We start from the raw sequence: 17446 nt of genomic DNA, 5'->3' as shown, positions 1-17446 counted from the left end.
AAAATCGAAGGCTCATATCCATGAACGAGCGCAATGAACATGACCGGCGCTGCTGAAGTTGACGCCACGATTCGAGAGGTTCGGAGTGCTGCGGCAATGCGCGGTGCCGGCGCGGTTCAAGCGCTTGACCGAGCGCTGGAAGACCTCGTTGCCCGTCCCACTGCTGCCTATATTGGTCCGCTGCTTCTCTTACTGGATGACGAGGCCGACTATGACGAGGCCATGTTCTCGCTCATCCATGTGGCAGAGGCGTTCACCGACGCTGAATACGTCGCAGGGCTTCTTCAGGTCCTGCCTGACATGCGAGCGAGAGCTCCCAAGTGGGCTTCGATAGTGCTGATGCGTGTTCTGAACAGTGCGTCCGCCCGAGCTGCGCTTGTTCGAAAGCTTCGCGAGGCCGATTCGCCGACGAAGCAAGCTTCGTTGTGGTTGTGCGAGCGCATCAACGAACGAAGCCCAACGTTTTGGGCCCAAACCACTGCTGTCATGCTCGCGGCGCAAGCTGCATGACAGACGGTTGTCGGCCATGAGCCGACGTCCGGTACCCTCGCCCATTTCGCTTGGAAGCTGAACCTACCGGTCGCGTTCTGATGTCGTTGATCGACTCTTTCCGCCTAGCGACCCTAGCAGCGCGTGTTCTGTTGCTGCGGCTATCTGGTCTGCGAAGTTACTTCCTACGGAACGTGCAAGCGTAACCGCTCCCGCAAGCGAAGAGAGGGCGGCGCAAGCGGCTCCAATGTCTCGTGGTGCATTTGGCGAGGCTGGACCGTCGACGATCACCTGCGCAACGTCGCGCAAAGCCTTTTCAAACGTCTCACGGGAACCTTCATCCGATCGCGCGACTTCTGCCGGCATCGTCTGAAGCGTGCAACTCTCTGACAAGTCACAGGTCCGCTTGGCACTGAGGTAGAAGCGCACAAACTCCGGCCACCACGTGCGTCCGTGCTTTTCCTGGAAGTGCAGCACGCCGCCTCGCAATTCGGCCATGCCCTGTGCGACCGACTCCCGGAATGCGTGGGCCTTCGAGTCGAAATGAACGTAGAAGGCACCCGATGTCAGGCCTGCTTCCTTCGCCAGGCCGTCAACCCCAATCCCGCCAAATCCTGCCTTGCGAAACCCGCGCCCTGCGCCATCCAGTATGCGTTGCCGCGTCTGCACCTTCTGTTCGGACCTTGACACGAGGGGCTCCTTCAACATGTGAAGCTGACGATTGTAGTTGTTCAAAACACGATCGTTATGTATTATCGAATAACGGTCGTTACTTGAAATGTTCTGCGGTTCGCAGCGCATGAGCGACGCCGTTCTTTCTGTTTGGAGTACCCATGCCACTTACTCTCACCCTCACCGAGGGCGTTCTTCCCAAAGGCCAGGAAAAAATCGCCTTCAGCCGCCTGTCAGATGCCATGCTTAGATGGCATGGCTTGGCAGAAAACAAGGCGATGACGCCCAACATCGTGGGCTCGATCCACGTCTTGCCAACGGAGCACACGTACTCCGGATCAAAGGAGGCCTCCGTGGCGTTCGTCGAATGGAAGGTCCCGTCCTTCGCGTTCGCCAGTCGGGAGGTTCAAGTTGGCTACATAGAAGAAGCCACGAACATCATTCATGAGCTGTCAGGCGCGCAGCACCCGAAGGAGCGTATATGGGTCAACGTCGTGCACGCGGTAGACGGGGCCTGGGGCATCGCCGGGATGGCTCTCACCAATGCGCAACTCGGCGAAGGAGCCGCCTCGGCCTGACGCCCCATCTACGTCTGGGAATACCAACATGCAACTCTCGAACTATTTGTTTTTCACCACGACCTGTGATGACGCCCTGGCTTTCTATACTCAATGTGGTCTTGGTCGTGTCGTCGAGGTGCTTCGCTACGGGGTCGATGGCATGCCCGTGAAGAACGAGGCCATGCGCGGCAAGGTCATGCATGCCAAGTTCGAGGGACCAGACTTGCTCTTCTATGCCTCCGACAACGATGATGCTGAGCCGATGCGGGGCTCCGCGCATTTGCTTGCGATGAACGGTCGAGATTCAACGAACAATCTCTTCCGAGCTTTGGCTGCAGGTGGAACGGTCACGACCCCCTTGGGCATTCAGCCGTGGGGGGACTACTACGGCAAATTGACCGACCGGTTCGGTGTTCAGTGGATGCTGAACTGCGCTGAGTAAGAGCGTTGCCGGCCCAGTTGCGAATGACTGCTTCGTGAAATTTCGTAGTACCGCTTTGGGCCCGATTGCGACATTCACTCGTCGCGACCGTAGGACCGCGGTCAGTCTGAAGCAGCCGCCTACGCCTTCATATCGCCGTATGCAGCCCCCTCATCCGCCTGCTCGCTCACGCCCAGTTCTGCCCCACCCAACTGCGCACCGCAGCCCAGTCGGGTGAGGTCTCTATGTAGTTCTGCGTCGCGCGCACCAACTCGCCTACGTTCTTGTAGTCGTCCAGGCCGAACGGCTGGGCCAGCGGCACATTGCCGCGCATGTAGTTGTTGCCGAGCAGTTGCTGGGCCTGGATTGCCGCCAACTCCGCGGTGGCATCCATGGTGAGATTGAGCAGCGCCGTGGCGGGCACCGCGCCGTCGCTGAACGGCCACAGCCAGTGCGTAGCGCCCCAGTTCAGCGGATTGGACACGGAGCCAGGCGGCACGCCCACCGGGTTGTCGCCGGTGCCCAGCGACAGCATCACGATGTCCGACGCGGCGGTGGCGTAGCCTTGGTAGATTGCCTCCACGACCGCCGTCATCGAGGGGTTGTTGGCAAAGGTACCGCCGTCGGCGAAGTAGCCGAAGTCCTCCACCTGGTACGGCGGGAAGTACGTCGGCGCAGCCGAAGTGGCCAGCGCGGCGTCCACCATGCTGATGCCGCGGTAGATGTTGTTCGGGCCGTTGGAGATGGTGCACGGTGCCCAGTTGTTGTCGCTCGCATCCCACAGCCGCGCGGAGTTGACGGCCACGAAGCGGCTCGCCGACGACAACGCGCCGTTGCCCACCAGCTTCTGGGCGACCGCCTGCAAGCCGGTGTTGACGTACTGGCATTTGAAGATGCCGGGGCCGCTGCCCAGCAGTTCCTCCGCCGACCGAGCCGGCGCCCGGTCTTGCTGCTTGGCCTGTGCGTCCAGCCACCAGCCGTTGGGCTCGAAGATCTTGGCCCCTTCGTTTTGGTAGAGATCGACGATGGCGTCAATGCCCACATTGCTCGCGAGGCCCAGCGAGATCAGGCCACCAGTGGAAGTGCCGGCGAAACCGTCTGCGCCTTGGACGATGCCGAAGCTTCGGTCCAGGTCCTGGATCAGCAGCGCCGTGATGACGCCGCGAATGCCGCCGCCGTCGCAGCAGAGAATCTTGAAAGACATGGCCGTGCTCCTTGCTTGAGTGGATGGATGAGAAGTGCGCGCTCGTCCCCGAAATCGACGGGAACGCCCGGATGCCAACATTGGGCGCAACAGACCGAAGGCCACGCGCCATGCGATCTGCGGGTCCAGGCCGGCGATGGCATCAAAGAAAGCCATCGTCTTGCCCATTCCGCCCAAGCCGGGAACCGAACTTGATCACTGTGGCGCCTGTTCATGCGCCAGTCCATTTCACTTCATTACAGACGGGTTCTGGCCCAGCTTGCTCGTTGAGCACAGCCAGAGGTGCGAGCTCACCCGCCCCCAAACTCCCTCGCATGCTCCACCGCATACTTGATCAACTCCGCCTGCCCCTCAATCCCCAACCGCCGCTTGATGCTCTGCCGATGCGCCTCCACGGTACGCACGCTCAGCCCCAAATCCCGCGCAATCTGCTTGCTCGATTCGCCCCGGCCTAGCGCAGTGAGTATTTCGCTCTCGCGCGGCGTGAGCAGCGGCCTGGGCGCCTGGTTGCGAAACAGCTTCTTCGACACCGCGGGGCTCAGGAAGGTGCCGCCGGCTGACACGGCCTCGATGGCGGCGACGATCTCGGCGGCCGGCGCGTCCTTCAGCACGTAGCCGCGCGCGCCCACCTGCAGGGCCTTCTGCACGTACTCGGGGTTGTCGTACATGCTGAGCATCACCACGTGCGGCGCGGGCTGGCGTTGCAGCACGAGCGCGGCCAGGTCGATGCCGTTCATGTCTTTCATGCCGACATCCATCAGCAGCAAGTCGGGGCGCAGCTGTTCGACAAGTGCCAGCGCCTCGGTTGCGCTGCCCGCCTCGCCGACGATCTCGAGGTTGGGCATGGCGCCGAGCCGCGCGCGCAGGCCATCGCGCACCAGCGGGTGGTCGTCGACGAGAAAGAGGCGGATCGGGGCGGCAGCGTCTTTTGTCATCGGCTATTTATTCAGGCCTTGCGCTGGCGGCCGGCACTTCGGCCACGATGGATGTCCGGCCTTCGCCGGAATGCACGCTGAGGTGCCCGCCGATGGATTCCATGCGTTCGCGCATGTTGCGCAGGCCGATGCCCCGGCGCGGGTCGAGTTGCATGGCGTTGACGTCGAAGCCGGTGCCGTCGTCGCCGATTTCGAGCCGCACGCCTTCGTCGTCGGAGAAGCTCAGTGCAATGTGCACGCGCTGGGCCTTCGCGTGCTTGCGCACGTTGGTGAGCGCCTCTTGCGTGACGCGAAAGAGCGCGGTCTTGGCCTCTTGCGAGAGTTCGAAGGCTTCGCCCTCGACCATGATCGATGCATCGATGGCGCCCTCTTCCGCAAACTCGTCGCCCAGGCGTTCGAGCGCGGCCGGCAGCCCGAGCGTGTCGAGCAGGGCCGGCCGCAGGCGGTGCGAAATGCGGCGCACTTCGAGCAATGAATCGTTGAGCCGTTGCAGCGCCTTGCTCAGTGCGGGCGGCGTGGGCTGGCGTTCGCGGTCGAGCGCATCCACGGCGGATTCGATCAGCAGCTTGGCCGACACCAGCGTCTGGCTGGTGCCGTCGTGCAGCTCGCGCGCGAGGTGGCCGCGCTCTTCTTCCTGCGACTGCACCACGCGCCGCGCCAGCAGCCGCAGCTTGGCTTCGGCCACGCGGTGCTCGCTGAGGTTGAGCAGCAGGCCGGTGGCGCTGACCACGCCCAGGCACAGCGCGGCAATGCCGGCAATCCAGAGCAGCGTGGTGGTGACGTTGGCGCTCATCTGGCGGTCGAGCGTCTGCATGGTGGTTTCGATGTCGTCCAGGTACAGGCCGGTACCGACCATCCAGTTCCAGCGCGGCAGCGCCGTCACGTAGCCGAGCTTGGGCGCCATCTGCTCGCTGGAGGGCTTGCGCCATTCGTACTCGACATAGCCGCCGCCTGTGCGCGCGCCCGCTATCAGGTCCTGGATGGTGAAGCGTCCTCGGGAGTCGCGCAGTTCCCAGAGGTTCTGGCCCACGAGATCGGGCTGGCGCGAATGCATGAGCGAGCGGCCCTGCATGTCGTAGACGAAGAAGTAGCCGTCGTCGCCGTAGTCGAGCGCGGCCAGGCGACGCAGGGCTTCGGTGCGGGTTTCCTCGTCGTCCCGGCCGGCGTCGTACAGGGGCCGCACGATGCTCACGGCCAGGTCGACGTAGCTGCGCAGTTCGCTGCGCCGCTGGTCCATGTAGCTTTTTTCGATGAGCGCGCGCTCACGCCGGGCCAGGTCATGCTCCTGGTGGCGCACCGCCAGGGCCACCAGCACCAGCGCAATGAGCAGCGGTGCTACGGCCAGCGCGACGATCTTGGTGCGGAGGTTCATCGGGGGAGAAGACTACCACCCGGACAAGGCCCCGAACCTTAAGATCGCGAGGGCACAGGGACGCACACCGGAGATCATTCATGCAGACAGGCAGCGCTGCCGTACTGGCCCTTCTTGTCTGGGCAGGCACGGGCACGGCCATGGCCGAAGCACCGTTCACGGGGGTGTTCAGCGGAACGGGGCGTGCATGTTCGGGCGGGCTCTACGTGCGAACGAAAACCATCGAATGGAATTCGAGCTTCAGCATTTGCAAGCCCGCGCGCTACCGTGTTCTGGAGAAAGACCTTGCCGGCGATCACGGGCGCATTGCCTTTCGCCTCGAGGCCCGCAGCCGGCGGTGCCGGTACGAGGTGATCGAGGCGGAGCAGGTCAGCACCTACGGTTGGAGCGTTCAGGGCTACCAGTCGCTGGAGGCCTACCGGAAGCGCGCCCTGCCCGGCTGGCGCAATTCGCCGCTCGACGAGCGATTGGTCCTCTCTTGCCCGATGGTCCGGCTGGACTGATCAATGCAGGCTGGTGGGGCGGCCCGAGGCCACCCAGGCGTCGAGCCCGCCGGTGAGCGGCAGCGCCCGCCGCGCACCGCGCGCCAGCAGCACGCGCGCTGCCTGGGCGGCCGACACCTCGTTGGGGCAGTTGCAGTAAAGGACCACGTCGCGCCCGCCGACGAGCGGCAGTTCCCCGTGCCGCTGCTGCAGCGCCTTGAGCGTGTACGACAGCGCACCGGGAATGCGGCGCGGGTCGACCTGCACGCCCGCCTCGCCGCGCACGTCGATGACCAGCGGCGGCGCCTCGCTGGCCAGCAGCCCGTGCAGTTCGTCCACGGTGATGCGCGGCATGCCGGTCAGCCGCATGAACGCGCGGCGGCGCCAGTAGCGCACCGCGAGCGCCACGGCCAGCACTATCACCAGCGCCAGGGTCGCGATGCCGCCGGCCTGGGCCAGCATGGCCAGCACCTCCTGGATCTGATCGCGAAAAGCCCAGCCGAGCCCAAGGAAGACGCCGGTCCAGATCAGCGCGGCGCCAATGTCGAAGCCGATGAAGCGCCACACCGACATGCCCAGCGCACCGGCCATCGGCGGTGCCACCACCGACACGCCGGGCACGAACTTGGCGGCCACCAGCGAGAGCCCGCCCCACCGGCCGATGAGCGATTCGCCGCGCCGCACGCAGGAGTCGGGCGACAGCGAGATGCGGCACAACAGGCGCATAAAGCGGTAGCCGAAGCGCCGGCCGGCATAGAACCAGGCGCCGTCGCCGAGCAGGTTGGCCAGCACGGCGGCCGCCACCACACCGGCCACCGACACGTTGCCGGCCGCCAGCAGCGCACCCGACACGACCAGCACCGCGGCTGCGGGTACCGGCAAACCGAGGCGCGCGGCAAAGCTCGCGGCGAAAACGATCGCGATGGCGTGCTGCACCAGCAGCGACATCAGCTGTGCCATGGCGGCAGCGCGAGGTTGGGGTTCACTCCTTCGGGGCCTAGCGGGGCGCGTCGCCCTTGCGGTATTCGGCCGTGAGCTCGTCGAGCTTCTGCTTCAGGGCCGGGTCCAGCTTGTACTCGGCGGCGGCCAGCGTGGCGTCGAGCTGTTCGGGCCGGCTGGCACCGAGCAGCGGCGCAGTGATGAGCGGGTTGGCCATGACCCACGCCACCGCCAGCGTGGCCAGCGGCACGCCGGCTTCGTCGGCGAGCTTGTGCAGCTGCGTCACGGTGTTGAAGCTGCGCTCGTTCCAGTAGCGGTCCTGGTACATGCCGCCGGCGGTGCCGAGCGTGAAGCGGGTGTTCTCTTCGGGCGTGGCGCCGGGCTTGTATTTGCCGGTGAGCAGGCCGCCGGCCAGCGGGTTGTAGGGAACCACACCCAAGCCTTCTTCGCCCGCGAGCGGCAGCAGTTCGCGCTCGATTTCTCGGAACAGCAGGCTGTAGCGCGGCTGCACCGACACATAGCGCGTGAGCTTGTGCAGCTCGGCCTTGCCGAGCGCGCGGGCCAGCCGGTAGGCCAGGAAGTTCGACACGCCGATGTAGCGCGCACGGCCCGACTTGACGATGACGTCGAGCGCCTCGAGGCTTTCTTCGAGCGGCGTCTCGCGGTCGTCGCTGTGCAGCTGGTACAGGTCGACGTGGTCGGTCTGCAGCCGCTTGAGCGAAGCGTCGATGGCGTCGAGCAGGTGCTTGCGCGAGGCGCCCTGGTCCCAGCTGTTGGGGCCGACCTTGCCGACCGCCTTGGTCGCCACCACGAAGCGGCGGCGGCCGGTGGGGCCCTGCTTCTGCAGCCAGCGGCCGATGATTTCTTCAGTGCGGCCCGTGGTCTCGACGGTGCCGCCGAGCGGGTACACGTCGGCGGTATCGAGAAAGTTGATGCCGCCCTCGGCAGCCTTGTCGAGAATGCGGTGCGACACGGCCTCGTCGGTCTGCAGGCCGAAGGTCATGGTGCCGAGCGCAAGGCGCGACACGGTGAGGCCCGTGCGGCCGAGACGGGTGGTGGGAATGCTCATGGTGGTCTCGCTCCGAAGCGATGAGAGAGGTAGGAAGGCGCCGGCCATCATAGACACGGCTGCGCGATCCTGCAGGCGCCGGATATTTCAGGTGGCTTCGAGGTGCACGCCCGGCGCGCCGCGCTCCACCGCAAAGCGGGCCATGGGCGCCACGGCGGAGTCGGCGTTTTTCTCGTCTTCCACGGCGCGGAACTCCACTGCGCAGCCGCGCGCATCGAGCGTCATGTGCGCATAGCCGCGCTTGTCGCCCCGGCCGTAGCGCAGGTGGTCGTTCTTCGCGAGCATGTGGGCCACGTTGGCGGCGCTGGGGCCTTCCGAGGTGATGGCACCGCCGACGAACTCGGTCGCCACCGCGGGGCCTTGCGGTTCGCGGCGCAGGTCGGCGGCCCAGAAGGCATGCACGTCGCCGCTGATGACCAGCGCATCGCCGCCGCGCGCCTTGTGGGCGGCCAGGCTGTCGAGCAGGCGCGCGCGGGAGGCGGCGTAGCCGTCCCAGCCGTCCATCCAGTAGCCGTGCTCCGGGCCGCGCTTGCGGTCGGCCTCGGCCAGCAAGGTGGGTTGCGCGATGACCGTCCAGCGCGCCGGCGGCGCGGCAAGTTCGCGTGCGAGCCACGCCTCTTGCGCCGCGCCCAGAAAGCTGCGCTCCGGCGCGAGGCGGTCGGCGCAGTCGGCCAACGGCGAGGCGCTGCGGCCCGCAAGACAGGCGTGGTGCGAGCGGTACTGGCGGCCGTCGAGCAGGAACACGTCGAGCATGCGGCCGAAGCGATGGCGGCCGTAGATGGTGGCCGAAGCCCCGGTCGGCCGCATGCTGGCGGGCACGGGCATGTGCTCGTACCACGCCTGGTAGGCCGCGGCGCGGATGGCAAGGAACAGCGCGGAGTCGATGGTGCGCGGCGAGACGTCGTCGGTGTAGTCGTTCGCCACCTCGTGGTCGTCCCAGGTCACGAGCCAGGGGCACGCGGCGTGCGCGGCCTGCAGGTGCGGGTCGGTCTTGTAGAGCGCATAGCGGTCGCGAAACTCGCCGACCTGCGTGGGAATGCCGCCCTGGTGATGGCGCACATGGCGCGAGCCCCAGGAGCTCTCGTAGATGTAGTCGCCCAGGTGCACGACGAAGTCGAAAGGCTGCGCGGCCATGTCGCGATACGCCGCGTAGTAGCCCTGCTCGTACTGCTGGCAAGACGCGAAGGCAAAGCGCAGCGGCTGCGGCGCGGCATCGGTTTCGGCCGGCGCGGTGCGGGTGCGGCCGGTGGGGCTTTGCACGCCTTCGGCCGTGAAGCGGTACCAATACGGCCGGCCGGGCGCGAGGCCTGGCACGTCGATGTGCACCGAATGCGCGAGCGCCGTCACGGCCGTTGCCCTGCCCTTCGCCGCGAGGCGCGAAAAACCTTCGTCATGCGCCACCTCCCACCGCACCTCGACCGGGGCCTCGCCCATGCCGCCGCCCTGCAGCGGCTCAGGCGCGAGCCGGGTCCACAGCACCATGCCGTCGGGCCTTGGGCTGCCCGATGCCACGCCCAGTGTGAAGAGTTCGCGCGAGGCCTGTTGCGCGTTCAGCCTCAGGAAGGGGTGACCCAGCGATGCGGCAGCCACCCCGCTGAGCAGCAGGCGGCGGCGCGAAACAGGCCTTCCCTCGTTCATCTTTTTCCGCTCGGGCGGGGCCAGGTCGGGTCGGTCGGTGGTGATCTGGCGCACGGGCATGGTGAGCCATTGTGCGCGGCGCTGAAGCTCTGCTACGAAGCGCTCGGGGCGCGCTGAGTGGTGCCCTGCCGCGCATCGGCCCGCGCGCTCGTCACGCCCCAGCCGAAGATGCCGATGCCCGCGAGCGCGAGCAGCGCGCCGACCCAGCCGGTCGAGGTCCAGCCCAGGCCGGCCGAGATGGCCACGCCGCCCAGCCACGCGCCCAGCGCATTGGCCATGTTGAAGGCCGAGTGGTTGAGCGCGGCGGCCAGCGTCTGCGCATCGCCCGCCACGTCCATGAGGCGGATCTGCAATGCCGGGCCGATGGCCACGGTGGTGCCGATGAGGAACACGCCGATGGCCGCCGTGACCACATGCTGCGCCGCGAAAGTGAAGAGCGCGAGCACCAGCACCGCATACACGAGCACGCCGGCGATGGTGCGCATCAGCGACTTGTCGGCCAGCCGCGAGCCCACGAGGTTGCCGGTGACCATGCCCAGGCCGAACAGCGCGAGCACGAAGGGCACGTTGTGCACCGAGAGGTGGGCCACCTCGGTGAGCGTGGGCTTGATGTAGCTGAACACCGCGAACATGCCGCCGAAGCCGATGGCGCTGATGCCGAGCGTGAACCACACCTGCTTGCGCTTGAGCGCGCCGAGTTCGCGCCAGGGGCTGGCACCGGCTGCGGCGGCGATGTCGGGCACGTCGCGGCGCAGCAGCACCACGGCAACGAGCGCGATCACGCCGACGAACACGAAGGCCGCGCGCCAGCCGAACAGCTGGCCGAGCCATGCGGCAATGGGCACGCCCACGAGGGTGGCCCCGGTGAGCCCGAGCATCACGAGGCCCACGGCGCGGGCACGGCGCCCGGGCGGTGCGAGCGTGGCGGCCACCAGCGCGGCCACGCCGAAGTAGGTGCCGTGCGGCAGCCCCGTGGCAAAGCGCAGCAGGTTGAGCGAGAGATACCCCGGCGCCATCGCGCTGGCGAAGTTGCCGGCGGCGAACACGGCCATCAGTGCGATCAGCAATGCGCGCCGGCCCCACCCTGCCGCGAGCACCGCCAGCACCGGCGCGCCGATGACCACGCCGAGCGCATAGGCGCTGATAACGTGGCCGGCCTGCGGAATGGTCACGTCGATGTCGTTCGCGACTTCGGGCAGCAGGCCCATGATCACGAATTCGCCGGTGCCGATGGCGAAGCCGCCGACGCCGAGTGCGAGCACGGCCCGCAGGAAACTGACGGGCTTCGCCGAAGGAGAAGAAACGGAAATGGCGGTGTCCGCGCCGTCCAGCGCGGGTGGGGAGGCGTTCAAGGCCAGGCTCCTGGGAGGTCGCCCGGCGGCGACGGGCAGAAGCCGGATTTTAGGGTAAACCCTGAATTTCTGCCGGTACGGCGATGCCGCGGGACAGTACCGCGATGCTGGCCGCTGGCGGCCGGCCCGGTTTCAGATGGCCACGAGCTGGCGCACGCCCTGCGCTTCCATGTCCTTGCCGAGGCCGCGCGCAATGACTTCGCCGCGTTCCATCACGAGGTAGTCGTCGGCCAGTTCCTGGGCGAAGTCGTAGTACTGCTCGCACAGCACGATGGCCATGTCGCCGCGGTCGGCCAGCATGCGGATGACGCGGCCGATGTCCTTGATGATGCTGGGCTGGATGCCTTCGGTCGGCTCGTCGAGGATCAGCAATTTGGGCTTGGGTGCCAGGGCACGCGCGATGGCGAGTTGCTGTTGCTGGCCGCCGGAAAGGTCGCCGCCGCGGCGGTTGATCATCTGCTTGAGCACCGGGAACAGTTCGAACAGTTCCGCCGGAATGGGCGTGCTGCCGCTCTTGTAGGCCAGGCCCATGCGCAGGTTTTCTTCGACAGTGAGCCTGGCGAAGATTTCGCGGCCTTGCGGGACGAAGCCGATGCCGGCTCTTGCTCTTTCGTAGGGCGTGGCCTTGTGGATGGGCTTGCCTTCGAGCTCGATGCTGCCGCTCTTGATGGGCACCAGGCCCATCAGCGACTTGAGCAGCGTGGTCTTGCCTACGCCGTTGCGGCCCAGCAGCACCGTGACCTTGCCGAGCGTGGCCTCGAAGCTCACGTCGCGCAGGATGTGGGAGCCGCCGTAGTACTGGTGGATGTTCTTGACTGTCAGCATTTTGTTGACGCCTTCCTTTGTCCTTGTTGGAGGCACCCGGTACGCGGCACGGCGCGGTCGGCCCCACTATGCCGGCCCTTCGGGCTTCCCTGCGGTGCTCGCGTTTCGCGGGGTCTCGCAGAACTCGCTTCGCTCAGACAGCTGCGAGCCCTGATCCGCGAAACGCTTCGCTCCTCGGCGGCACAGAGGGGCCGCCCACGCCGCACCGCATACCGGGTGCTTGTCGTGGCGTTGAGGCCGTCTGCCCTCACCCCAGCCCTCTCCCGGAGGGAGAGGGAGGAAGTCAGGGGCTCGATCGCCATCGCCGTACCCCGAACAGGATCAGCGCCCAAGATAGACCTCGATCACGCGTTCGTCGGCCTGCACTTCGTCGAGCGTGCCCTGCGCCAGCACCGATCCGTCGCACAGCACCGTGACAATCTCGGAGATCGTGCGGATGAAGCTCATGTCGTGCTCCACGACCATCAGCGAGTGCTTGCCCTTGAGCGTGAGAAACAGTTCGGCGGTGCGAGCCGTTTCCTCGTCGGTCATGCCGGCGACGGGCTCGTCGAGCAGCAGCAGCTTCGGGTCCTGCATCAGCAGCATGCCGATTTCGAGCCACTGCTTCTGCCCGTGGCTCAGGTTGCCGGCGAGGCGCGAGACGCTGTCGGCCAGGTGAATGGTGTGCAGCACTTCGGCCAGCCGGTCGCTTTGCGCGGAGTCGAGCCTGAACAGCATCGAGGCGCGAACGCCCTTGTTGGTCTTGAGCGCGAGCTCGAGGTTCTCGAACACGGTGAGATGCTCGAACACCGTCGGCTTCTGGAACTTGCGGCCGATGCCCAGCTGCGCGATGTCGGCCTCGCGGTGGCGCAGCAGGTCGATGGTGCTGCCGAAGAACACCGTACCCGAGTCGGGCCGGGTCTTGCCGGTGATGATGTCCATCATCGTGGTCTTGCCTGCGCCATTGGGGCCGATGATGCAGCGCAGCTCGCCCGGCGCGATGTCGAGCGACAGCTTGTTGATGGCCTTGAAGCCGTCGAAGCTCACGCTCACGTCTTCGAGATACAGGATGCGGCCGTGCGTCACGTCGACCTCGCCCGGCGTGGCGATGCGGCCGAAGTCCGCGGAACGGCCGCCCGACTCGGTGCTGCCGCTCACGTGGGGCATGCCATGGGCGCGCGCGATGCGCTCGGCGCCGGCTTCCATCAGATCGGGCGTCATGCGCGGGCTCCCTTCGCATCCACGGGCAGCGAGGCCAGTGCATCGGGCTCGACGCCCTGCTCTGCCGCCACGGCGCGCCTTGCCTCCTGCGCGGGCTCGACCGGTGGCACCTTCTCGCGCGACAACCATTTTTTCACCAGACCCACGATGCCGTTCGGCAGGAACAGCGTGACAGCAATGAACAAGGCGCCCAGGAAGTACAGCCAGTACTCGGGGTACGCCACCGTGAGCCAGCTCTTGGCGCCGTTGACGATGAAGGCGCCGATGATCGGTCCGATCAGCGTGGCACGCCCGCCCACCGCCGCCCAGATCGCGATCTCGATGGAGTTGGCCGCGCTCATCTCGCCCGGGTTGATGATGCCGACCTGCGGCACATACAGCGCGCCGGCCACGCCGCACATGATGGCGGAGATGACCCAGATCGTGAGCTTGTACGGCAGCGGGTTGTAGCCCGAGAACATCACGCGCGTTTCGGCATCGCGAATGGCCTGCAGCACGCGGCCGAACTTGCTGCCGATGAGCCACTTGGCGAACAGGAAGAAGCCGAGCAGCGTCAAGCCGGTGAGCGCGAAGAGCGTCATGCGCATCTCCTGCGTGGCGATCGGAATGTTCAGGATGCGCTTGAAATCGGTAAAACCGTTGTTGCCGCCGAAGCCGGTCTCGTTGCGGAAGAACAGCAGCATCGCCGCGAAGGTCATGGCCTGCGTGATGATCGAGAAATACACGCCCTTGATGCGCGAACGGAACGCGAAGAAGCCGAACACGAAGGCAATGAGGCCCGGCACCGCGACAACGAGGATCAGCGTGGCGATGAAGCTGTCGCTGAAGGTCCAGTGCCAGGGCAGCGTCTTCCAGTCGAGAAACACCATGAAGTCCGGCAGGTCGCTCTTGTAGTTGCCGTCGCGGCCGATCTGCCGCATGAGGTACATGCCCATCATGTAGCCGCCCAGCGCGAAGAACAGGCCGTGGCCCAGCGAGAGGATGCCGGTGTAGCCCCAGATCAGGTCCATGGCCAGCGCGCAGATGGCGTAGCACATGATCTTGCCGACCAGCGCCACGGCGTAGTCGCTCATGTGCAGCGGGCTACCGGCCGGCACCACGATGTTGAGCACCGGTGCCACCGCGCAGACCACGATCAGCGCGACGAAGAAGGCTGTCCAGCCCTTGCCGCTCAGGAGCGGCCCTTTGGTGGGTAGTACGACCTTGCTCATGCTTCCGCGCTCCGGCCCTTCATGGCGAAGATGCCCTGAGGTCTCTTTTGAATGAAGATGATGATGAAGACAAGCACCGCGATCTTCGCGAGCACCGCGCCCGCCCAGCCTTCGATGAACTTGTTGAGAATGCCGAGCCCCAGCGCCGCATACACGGTGCCCGCGAGCTGGCCGACGCCGCCCATCACCACCACCATGAAGCTGTCGACGATGTAGCTCTGGCCCAGGTCGGGGCCGACGTTGCCGATCTGGCTCAGTGCGCAGCCCGCGAGGCCGGCAATGCCCGAGCCGAGCGCGAACGCGTAGGTGTCGATGCGCGCGGTGTTCACGCCCATGCACGAGGCGATCGGGCGGTTCTGCGTCACGCCGCGCACGAACAGGCCGAGGCGCGTGCGGCCGATGAGCCAACCCATCGCGAGCAGCACCAGCACCGCGAAGATGATGATGCAGATGCGGTTCCAGGGTAGCGTCACGTTGCTGAGCATCGTGAAGCCCCCGCTCATCCAGCCGGGGTTCTCGACGCCGACGTTCTGCGCGCCGAACAGCGTGCGCACGAGCTGCTGCAGCATCAGGCTGATGCCCCAGGTGGCGAGCAGCGTCTCGAGCGGCCGACCGTAGAGGAAACGGATCACGCCGCGTTCGAGCACCGCGCCCACGAGCGCCGATGCAAGAAAGGACACAGGAATGGCCGCGACCAGGTACCAGCCGAAAGCCGCCTCGGGCATGTAGCGCTGGAAGATGCCCTGCATCACGTAAGTGGCATAGGCGCCGATCATCATCAGCTCGCCGTGCGCCATGTTGATGACGCCCATCAGGCCGTAAGTGATGGCCAGGCCCAGCGCGGCGAGCAGCAGCACCGAGCCCAGGCTGATGCCGCTGAACACCGCGTTGATGCGGTCGCCCCAGACCAGCGAGCCGTCGATGCTGGCAATGGAAGCGACGATGGCGGCTTTGACGTCGGTCTCGGTTTCGTCGGCGAGGCGCTGGTTGAGCAGCAGCTTGGTGTCGGGGCTGCGGTTGGCGCCAAGCTCCTTGGCCGCGGCCAGGCGCCTGGCCTTGTCGGCGCTGGTGAGCATGCTGGCGGCGCGCACGAGTTGCAGCTGCGCCTTGATCGCGGGATTGGTCTCGGCGGCCAGTGCCTTCTCGACCATGGGCACGCGCGATTCGTCGGGCTCCTTGAAGAGCGCTTGCGCGGCTTCGGCGCGCACCGCGTCGTCCTTGCTCGTGAGCTTGAGCGCGGCTTGCGCGGCATCGAGCGCCCCGCGCATGAGGTTGTTGTTGACTACGTCTTCCGCGGTGTCGGGCACTTTCAGTTCAGTGCCGGTCACGGGGTCGTAGCCTTTGTCGTCCTTCATCACGAAGACCTTGTCTTCGGTGTACTTGACCGCGTCTTCCGACATGGCCTGGATGAAGGCGGCCGTCTTGTCGTCGGCCGTGAGCACGGCCTTGTTGAGCGCGGTGATGCGGGATTCGGATTCGCCGGAGGCAATGGCCTTGGCTTCGTCGGCGGTCAACGCGTGAGCGGCCGATGCCATGAGCAGCATGGCGGCGAGTGCGCAGTGAAGGGTTCGTCGAAGCATCGTGAATTCGTGTTGCCCCCTCTCCCCTTGGGGAGAGGGTTGGGGTGAGGGCCGTCGGCCTTCAAACAGATACGGTGGCCAGATCGACCGCCGCTCCCCCTCACCCCTGCCCTCTCCCCAAGGGGAGAGGGAGCAAGGCAAGGGACCTGTCGAAGAATTACAGCGACTTGCCAGCCGGCTGATCCGGCTTCTTGTCGTTGCCTTCGATGTACGGGCTCCACGGCTTGGCCTTGACCGGACCCGGCGTCTTCCACACCACGCTGAACTGGCCGTCGGCCTTGATCTCGCCGATGAACACGCTCTTGTGCAGGTGATGGTTCTTCTCGTCCATCTTCGAGACGATGCCCGAGGGTGCCGTGAAGGTCTGGCCAGCCATCGCCGCGATCACCTTGTCGGTGTCGGTGCTCTTGGCCTTCTCGACCGCCTGCTTCCACATGTGGATGCCGATCCAGGTGGCTTCCATCGGGTCGTTGGTCAGCGGCTTGTCCTTGTGGCCGGCGATGTTCTTGGCCTTGGCGTAGTCGCCCCACTGCTTGATGAACGCCGTGTTGGTCGGGTTCTTGATCGACATGAAGTAGTTCCATGCGGCCAGGTGGCCCACCAGCGGCTTGGTGTCCACGCCGCGCAGTTCTTCTTCGCCCACCGAGAAGGCGACAACCGGCACGTCCTTGGCCTTGAGGCCCGCGTTGCCCAGTTCCTTGTAGAACGGCACGTTGGAGTCGCCGTTGATGGTCGACACCACGGCCGTCTTGCCGCCAGCCGAGAACTTCTTGATGTCGGCGACGATGGTCTGGTAGTCGCTGTGGCCGAACGGCGTGTACTTCTCGTCGATGTCGGTGTCCTTCACGCCCTTGCTCTTCAGGTAGGCGCGCAGGATCTTGTTGGTCGTGCGGGGGTACACGTAGTCGGTGCCCAGCAGCACCCAGCGCTTGGCGCCGCCGCCTTCCTTGCTCATCAGGTAGTCGACGGCCGGAATGGCTTGCTGGTTGGGCGCGGCGCCCGTGTAGAACACGTTCTTCGAGAGTTCTTCACCCTCGTATTGCACGGGGTAGAACAGGAGGCCGTTCATTTCCTCAACCACCGGCAGCACCGACTTGCGCGACACCGAGGTCCAGCAGCCGAAGATCACCGACACCTTGTCCTGGCCGAGCAGCTGCTTGGTTTTTTCAGCGAACAGCGGCCAATTGGAAGCCGGGTCGACCACCACAGGCTCGAGCTGCTTGCCCAGCACGCCGCCCTTCTTGTTGATGTCGTCGATGGCCATCAGCACGGTGTCTTTCAACACGGTTTCCGAGATGGCCATCGTGCCCGACAGCGAGTGCAGCACGCCGACCTTGATGGTGTCGGCGGCAAAGGCCGGCGCAGCGGAGATGCTGGCCAGGGCGACGGCGGCGGTGAGCGCCTTGAGGGTGAAACGACGTTGCATGTGGACTCCTGCTCCGGGGTGGTTGAAACCTGGTCGCCGGGCTGGCCGGACGATGGAGGGGAGTCTGCGGA

General features: G+C 65.9%; 17 protein-coding genes. 4 read left to right on the top strand and 13 right to left on the bottom strand.

From position 1 onward, the window contains the following. Positions 1–33: 33 nt before the first annotated feature. Positions 34–510, top strand: coding sequence for an Imm30 family immunity protein (locus QFZ42_RS03265; protein ID WP_307699572.1), 477 nt, complete (start codon positions 34–36; stop codon positions 508–510). 63 nt (positions 511–573) lie between these two features. Here QFZ42_RS03265 and QFZ42_RS03260 read toward each other — a convergent pair whose 3' ends face one another. Next, positions 574–1290, bottom strand: a complete 717-nt coding sequence (locus tag QFZ42_RS03260; RefSeq protein WP_307699571.1) for a TetR/AcrR family transcriptional regulator — start codon at positions 1288–1290, stop codon at positions 574–576. Positions 1291–1322: 32 nt separating this feature from the next. On the opposite strand from QFZ42_RS03260, the gene QFZ42_RS03255 reads away from it, so the two are divergent. After that, positions 1323–1739, top strand: coding sequence for a 4-oxalocrotonate tautomerase (locus QFZ42_RS03255; RefSeq protein WP_307699570.1), 417 nt, complete (start codon positions 1323–1325; stop codon positions 1737–1739). A 28-nt stretch (positions 1740–1767) separates the two neighbouring features. Next, positions 1768–2163 carry a VOC family protein gene (locus QFZ42_RS03250; protein WP_307699569.1) on the top strand — a complete coding sequence of 132 codons (396 nt, stop codon included), beginning with the start codon at positions 1768–1770 and terminating at the stop codon, positions 2161–2163. Positions 2164–2329: 166 nt separating this feature from the next. Here the strand turns inward: QFZ42_RS03250 and QFZ42_RS03245 are convergent, their stop codons facing one another. From QFZ42_RS03245 to QFZ42_RS03235, 3 genes are all read right to left on the bottom strand, one after another. Further along, positions 2330–3346, bottom strand: a complete 1017-nt coding sequence (locus tag QFZ42_RS03245) for a patatin-like phospholipase family protein (protein ID WP_307699568.1) — start codon at positions 3344–3346, stop codon at positions 2330–2332. 290 nt (positions 3347–3636) lie between these two features. Then, positions 3637–4281, bottom strand: coding sequence for a response regulator (locus tag QFZ42_RS03240; RefSeq protein ID WP_307699567.1), 645 nt, complete (start codon positions 4279–4281; stop codon positions 3637–3639). A 7-nt stretch (positions 4282–4288) separates the two neighbouring features. Further along, entirely contained in the window at positions 4289–5653 is a 1365-nt protein-coding gene (locus tag QFZ42_RS03235; RefSeq protein WP_307699566.1) for a cache domain-containing protein, read from the bottom strand. 80 nt (positions 5654–5733) lie between these two features. Between QFZ42_RS03235 and QFZ42_RS03230 the strand changes: the two genes are divergently transcribed. Further along, positions 5734–6156 carry a hypothetical protein gene (locus tag QFZ42_RS03230; RefSeq protein ID WP_307699565.1) on the top strand — a complete coding sequence of 141 codons (423 nt, stop codon included), beginning with the start codon at positions 5734–5736 and terminating at the stop codon, positions 6154–6156. On the opposite strand, the gene QFZ42_RS03225 is transcribed toward QFZ42_RS03230, so the two are convergent. From QFZ42_RS03225 to urtA, 9 genes are all read right to left on the bottom strand, one after another. Beyond that, positions 6157–7095 carry a VTT domain-containing protein gene (locus QFZ42_RS03225; RefSeq protein WP_307699564.1) on the bottom strand — a complete coding sequence of 313 codons (939 nt, stop codon included), beginning with the start codon at positions 7093–7095 and terminating at the stop codon, positions 6157–6159. Positions 7096–7132: 37 nt separating this feature from the next. Beyond that, entirely contained in the window at positions 7133–8143 is a 1011-nt protein-coding gene (locus QFZ42_RS03220; RefSeq protein ID WP_307699563.1) for an aldo/keto reductase, read from the bottom strand. Positions 8144–8230: 87 nt separating this feature from the next. Continuing rightward, the gene (locus QFZ42_RS03215) at positions 8231–9841 is read right to left on the bottom strand and encodes an alkaline phosphatase D family protein (protein ID WP_307699562.1); all 1611 of its coding nucleotides are present in this window, start codon (positions 9839–9841) and stop codon (positions 8231–8233) included. Positions 9842–9873: 32 nt separating this feature from the next. Beyond that, positions 9874–11133 carry an MFS transporter gene (locus tag QFZ42_RS03210; protein ID WP_307699561.1) on the bottom strand — a complete coding sequence of 420 codons (1260 nt, stop codon included), beginning with the start codon at positions 11131–11133 and terminating at the stop codon, positions 9874–9876. Positions 11134–11265: 132 nt separating this feature from the next. Continuing rightward, positions 11266–11958 (bottom strand): urea ABC transporter ATP-binding subunit UrtE, encoded by a 693-nt coding sequence (gene urtE, locus QFZ42_RS03205; protein ID WP_307699560.1) that lies wholly within the window; start codon positions 11956–11958, stop codon positions 11266–11268. Between the two features lie 321 nt (positions 11959–12279). Next, positions 12280–13158 carry an urea ABC transporter ATP-binding protein UrtD gene (gene urtD, locus QFZ42_RS03200; protein ID WP_307699559.1) on the bottom strand — a complete coding sequence of 293 codons (879 nt, stop codon included), beginning with the start codon at positions 13156–13158 and terminating at the stop codon, positions 12280–12282. After that, positions 13155–14369, bottom strand: coding sequence for an urea ABC transporter permease subunit UrtC (gene urtC, locus QFZ42_RS03195; protein WP_307699558.1), 1215 nt, complete (start codon positions 14367–14369; stop codon positions 13155–13157). Before urtC ends, urtD begins: the two co-directional genes overlap by 4 nt. Next, positions 14366–15913, bottom strand: a complete 1548-nt coding sequence (gene urtB, locus QFZ42_RS03190; RefSeq protein WP_307704160.1) for an urea ABC transporter permease subunit UrtB — start codon at positions 15911–15913, stop codon at positions 14366–14368. Before urtB ends, urtC begins: the two co-directional genes overlap by 4 nt. A gap of 193 nt (positions 15914–16106) precedes the next feature. After that, a complete protein-coding gene (urtA, locus tag QFZ42_RS03185) occupies positions 16107–17375 on the bottom strand; it encodes an urea ABC transporter substrate-binding protein (protein ID WP_307699557.1) in 1269 nt (422 codons plus the stop codon). Positions 17376–17446: the final 71 nt, after the last annotated feature.

Source organism: Variovorax paradoxus (genome assembly GCF_030815855.1).
GTDB lineage: Bacteria > Pseudomonadota > Gammaproteobacteria > Burkholderiales > Burkholderiaceae_C > Variovorax > Variovorax paradoxus_M.
The sequence above is the reverse complement of the archived record's forward strand: the minus strand, read 5'-3'. Positions and strand labels throughout refer to the sequence as shown.

Bases quoted from the DNA above. Each gene is read 5' to 3' on its own strand.
- QFZ42_RS03265 (WP_307699572.1), top strand. From the start codon at position 34: ATGAACATGACCGGCGCTGCTGAAGTTGACGCCACGATTCGAGAGGTT.
- QFZ42_RS03260 (WP_307699571.1), bottom strand. From the start codon at position 1,290: ATGCGCTGCGAACCGCAGAACATTTCAAGTAACGACCGTTATTCGATA.
- QFZ42_RS03255 (WP_307699570.1), top strand. From the start codon at position 1,323: ATGCCACTTACTCTCACCCTCACCGAGGGCGTTCTTCCCAAAGGCCAG.
- QFZ42_RS03250 (WP_307699569.1), top strand. From the start codon at position 1,768: ATGCAACTCTCGAACTATTTGTTTTTCACCACGACCTGTGATGACGCC.
- QFZ42_RS03245 (WP_307699568.1), bottom strand. From the start codon at position 3,346: ATGTCTTTCAAGATTCTCTGCTGCGACGGCGGCGGCATTCGCGGCGTC.
- QFZ42_RS03240 (WP_307699567.1), bottom strand. From the start codon at position 4,281: ATGACAAAAGACGCTGCCGCCCCGATCCGCCTCTTTCTCGTCGACGAC.
- QFZ42_RS03235 (WP_307699566.1), bottom strand. From the start codon at position 5,653: ATGAACCTCCGCACCAAGATCGTCGCGCTGGCCGTAGCACCGCTGCTC.
- QFZ42_RS03230 (WP_307699565.1), top strand. From the start codon at position 5,734: ATGCAGACAGGCAGCGCTGCCGTACTGGCCCTTCTTGTCTGGGCAGGC.
- QFZ42_RS03225 (WP_307699564.1), bottom strand. From the start codon at position 7,095: ATGGCACAGCTGATGTCGCTGCTGGTGCAGCACGCCATCGCGATCGTT.
- QFZ42_RS03220 (WP_307699563.1), bottom strand. From the start codon at position 8,143: ATGAGCATTCCCACCACCCGTCTCGGCCGCACGGGCCTCACCGTGTCG.
- QFZ42_RS03215 (WP_307699562.1), bottom strand. From the start codon at position 9,841: ATGCCCGTGCGCCAGATCACCACCGACCGACCCGACCTGGCCCCGCCC.
- urtE (WP_307699560.1), bottom strand. From the start codon at position 11,958: ATGCTGACAGTCAAGAACATCCACCAGTACTACGGCGGCTCCCACATC.
- urtD (WP_307699559.1), bottom strand. From the start codon at position 13,158: ATGACGCCCGATCTGATGGAAGCCGGCGCCGAGCGCATCGCGCGCGCC.
- urtC (WP_307699558.1), bottom strand. From the start codon at position 14,369: ATGAGCAAGGTCGTACTACCCACCAAAGGGCCGCTCCTGAGCGGCAAG.
- urtB (WP_307704160.1), bottom strand. From the start codon at position 15,913: ATGCTGCTCATGGCATCGGCCGCTCACGCGTTGACCGCCGACGAAGCC.
- urtA (WP_307699557.1), bottom strand. From the start codon at position 17,375: ATGCAACGTCGTTTCACCCTCAAGGCGCTCACCGCCGCCGTCGCCCTG.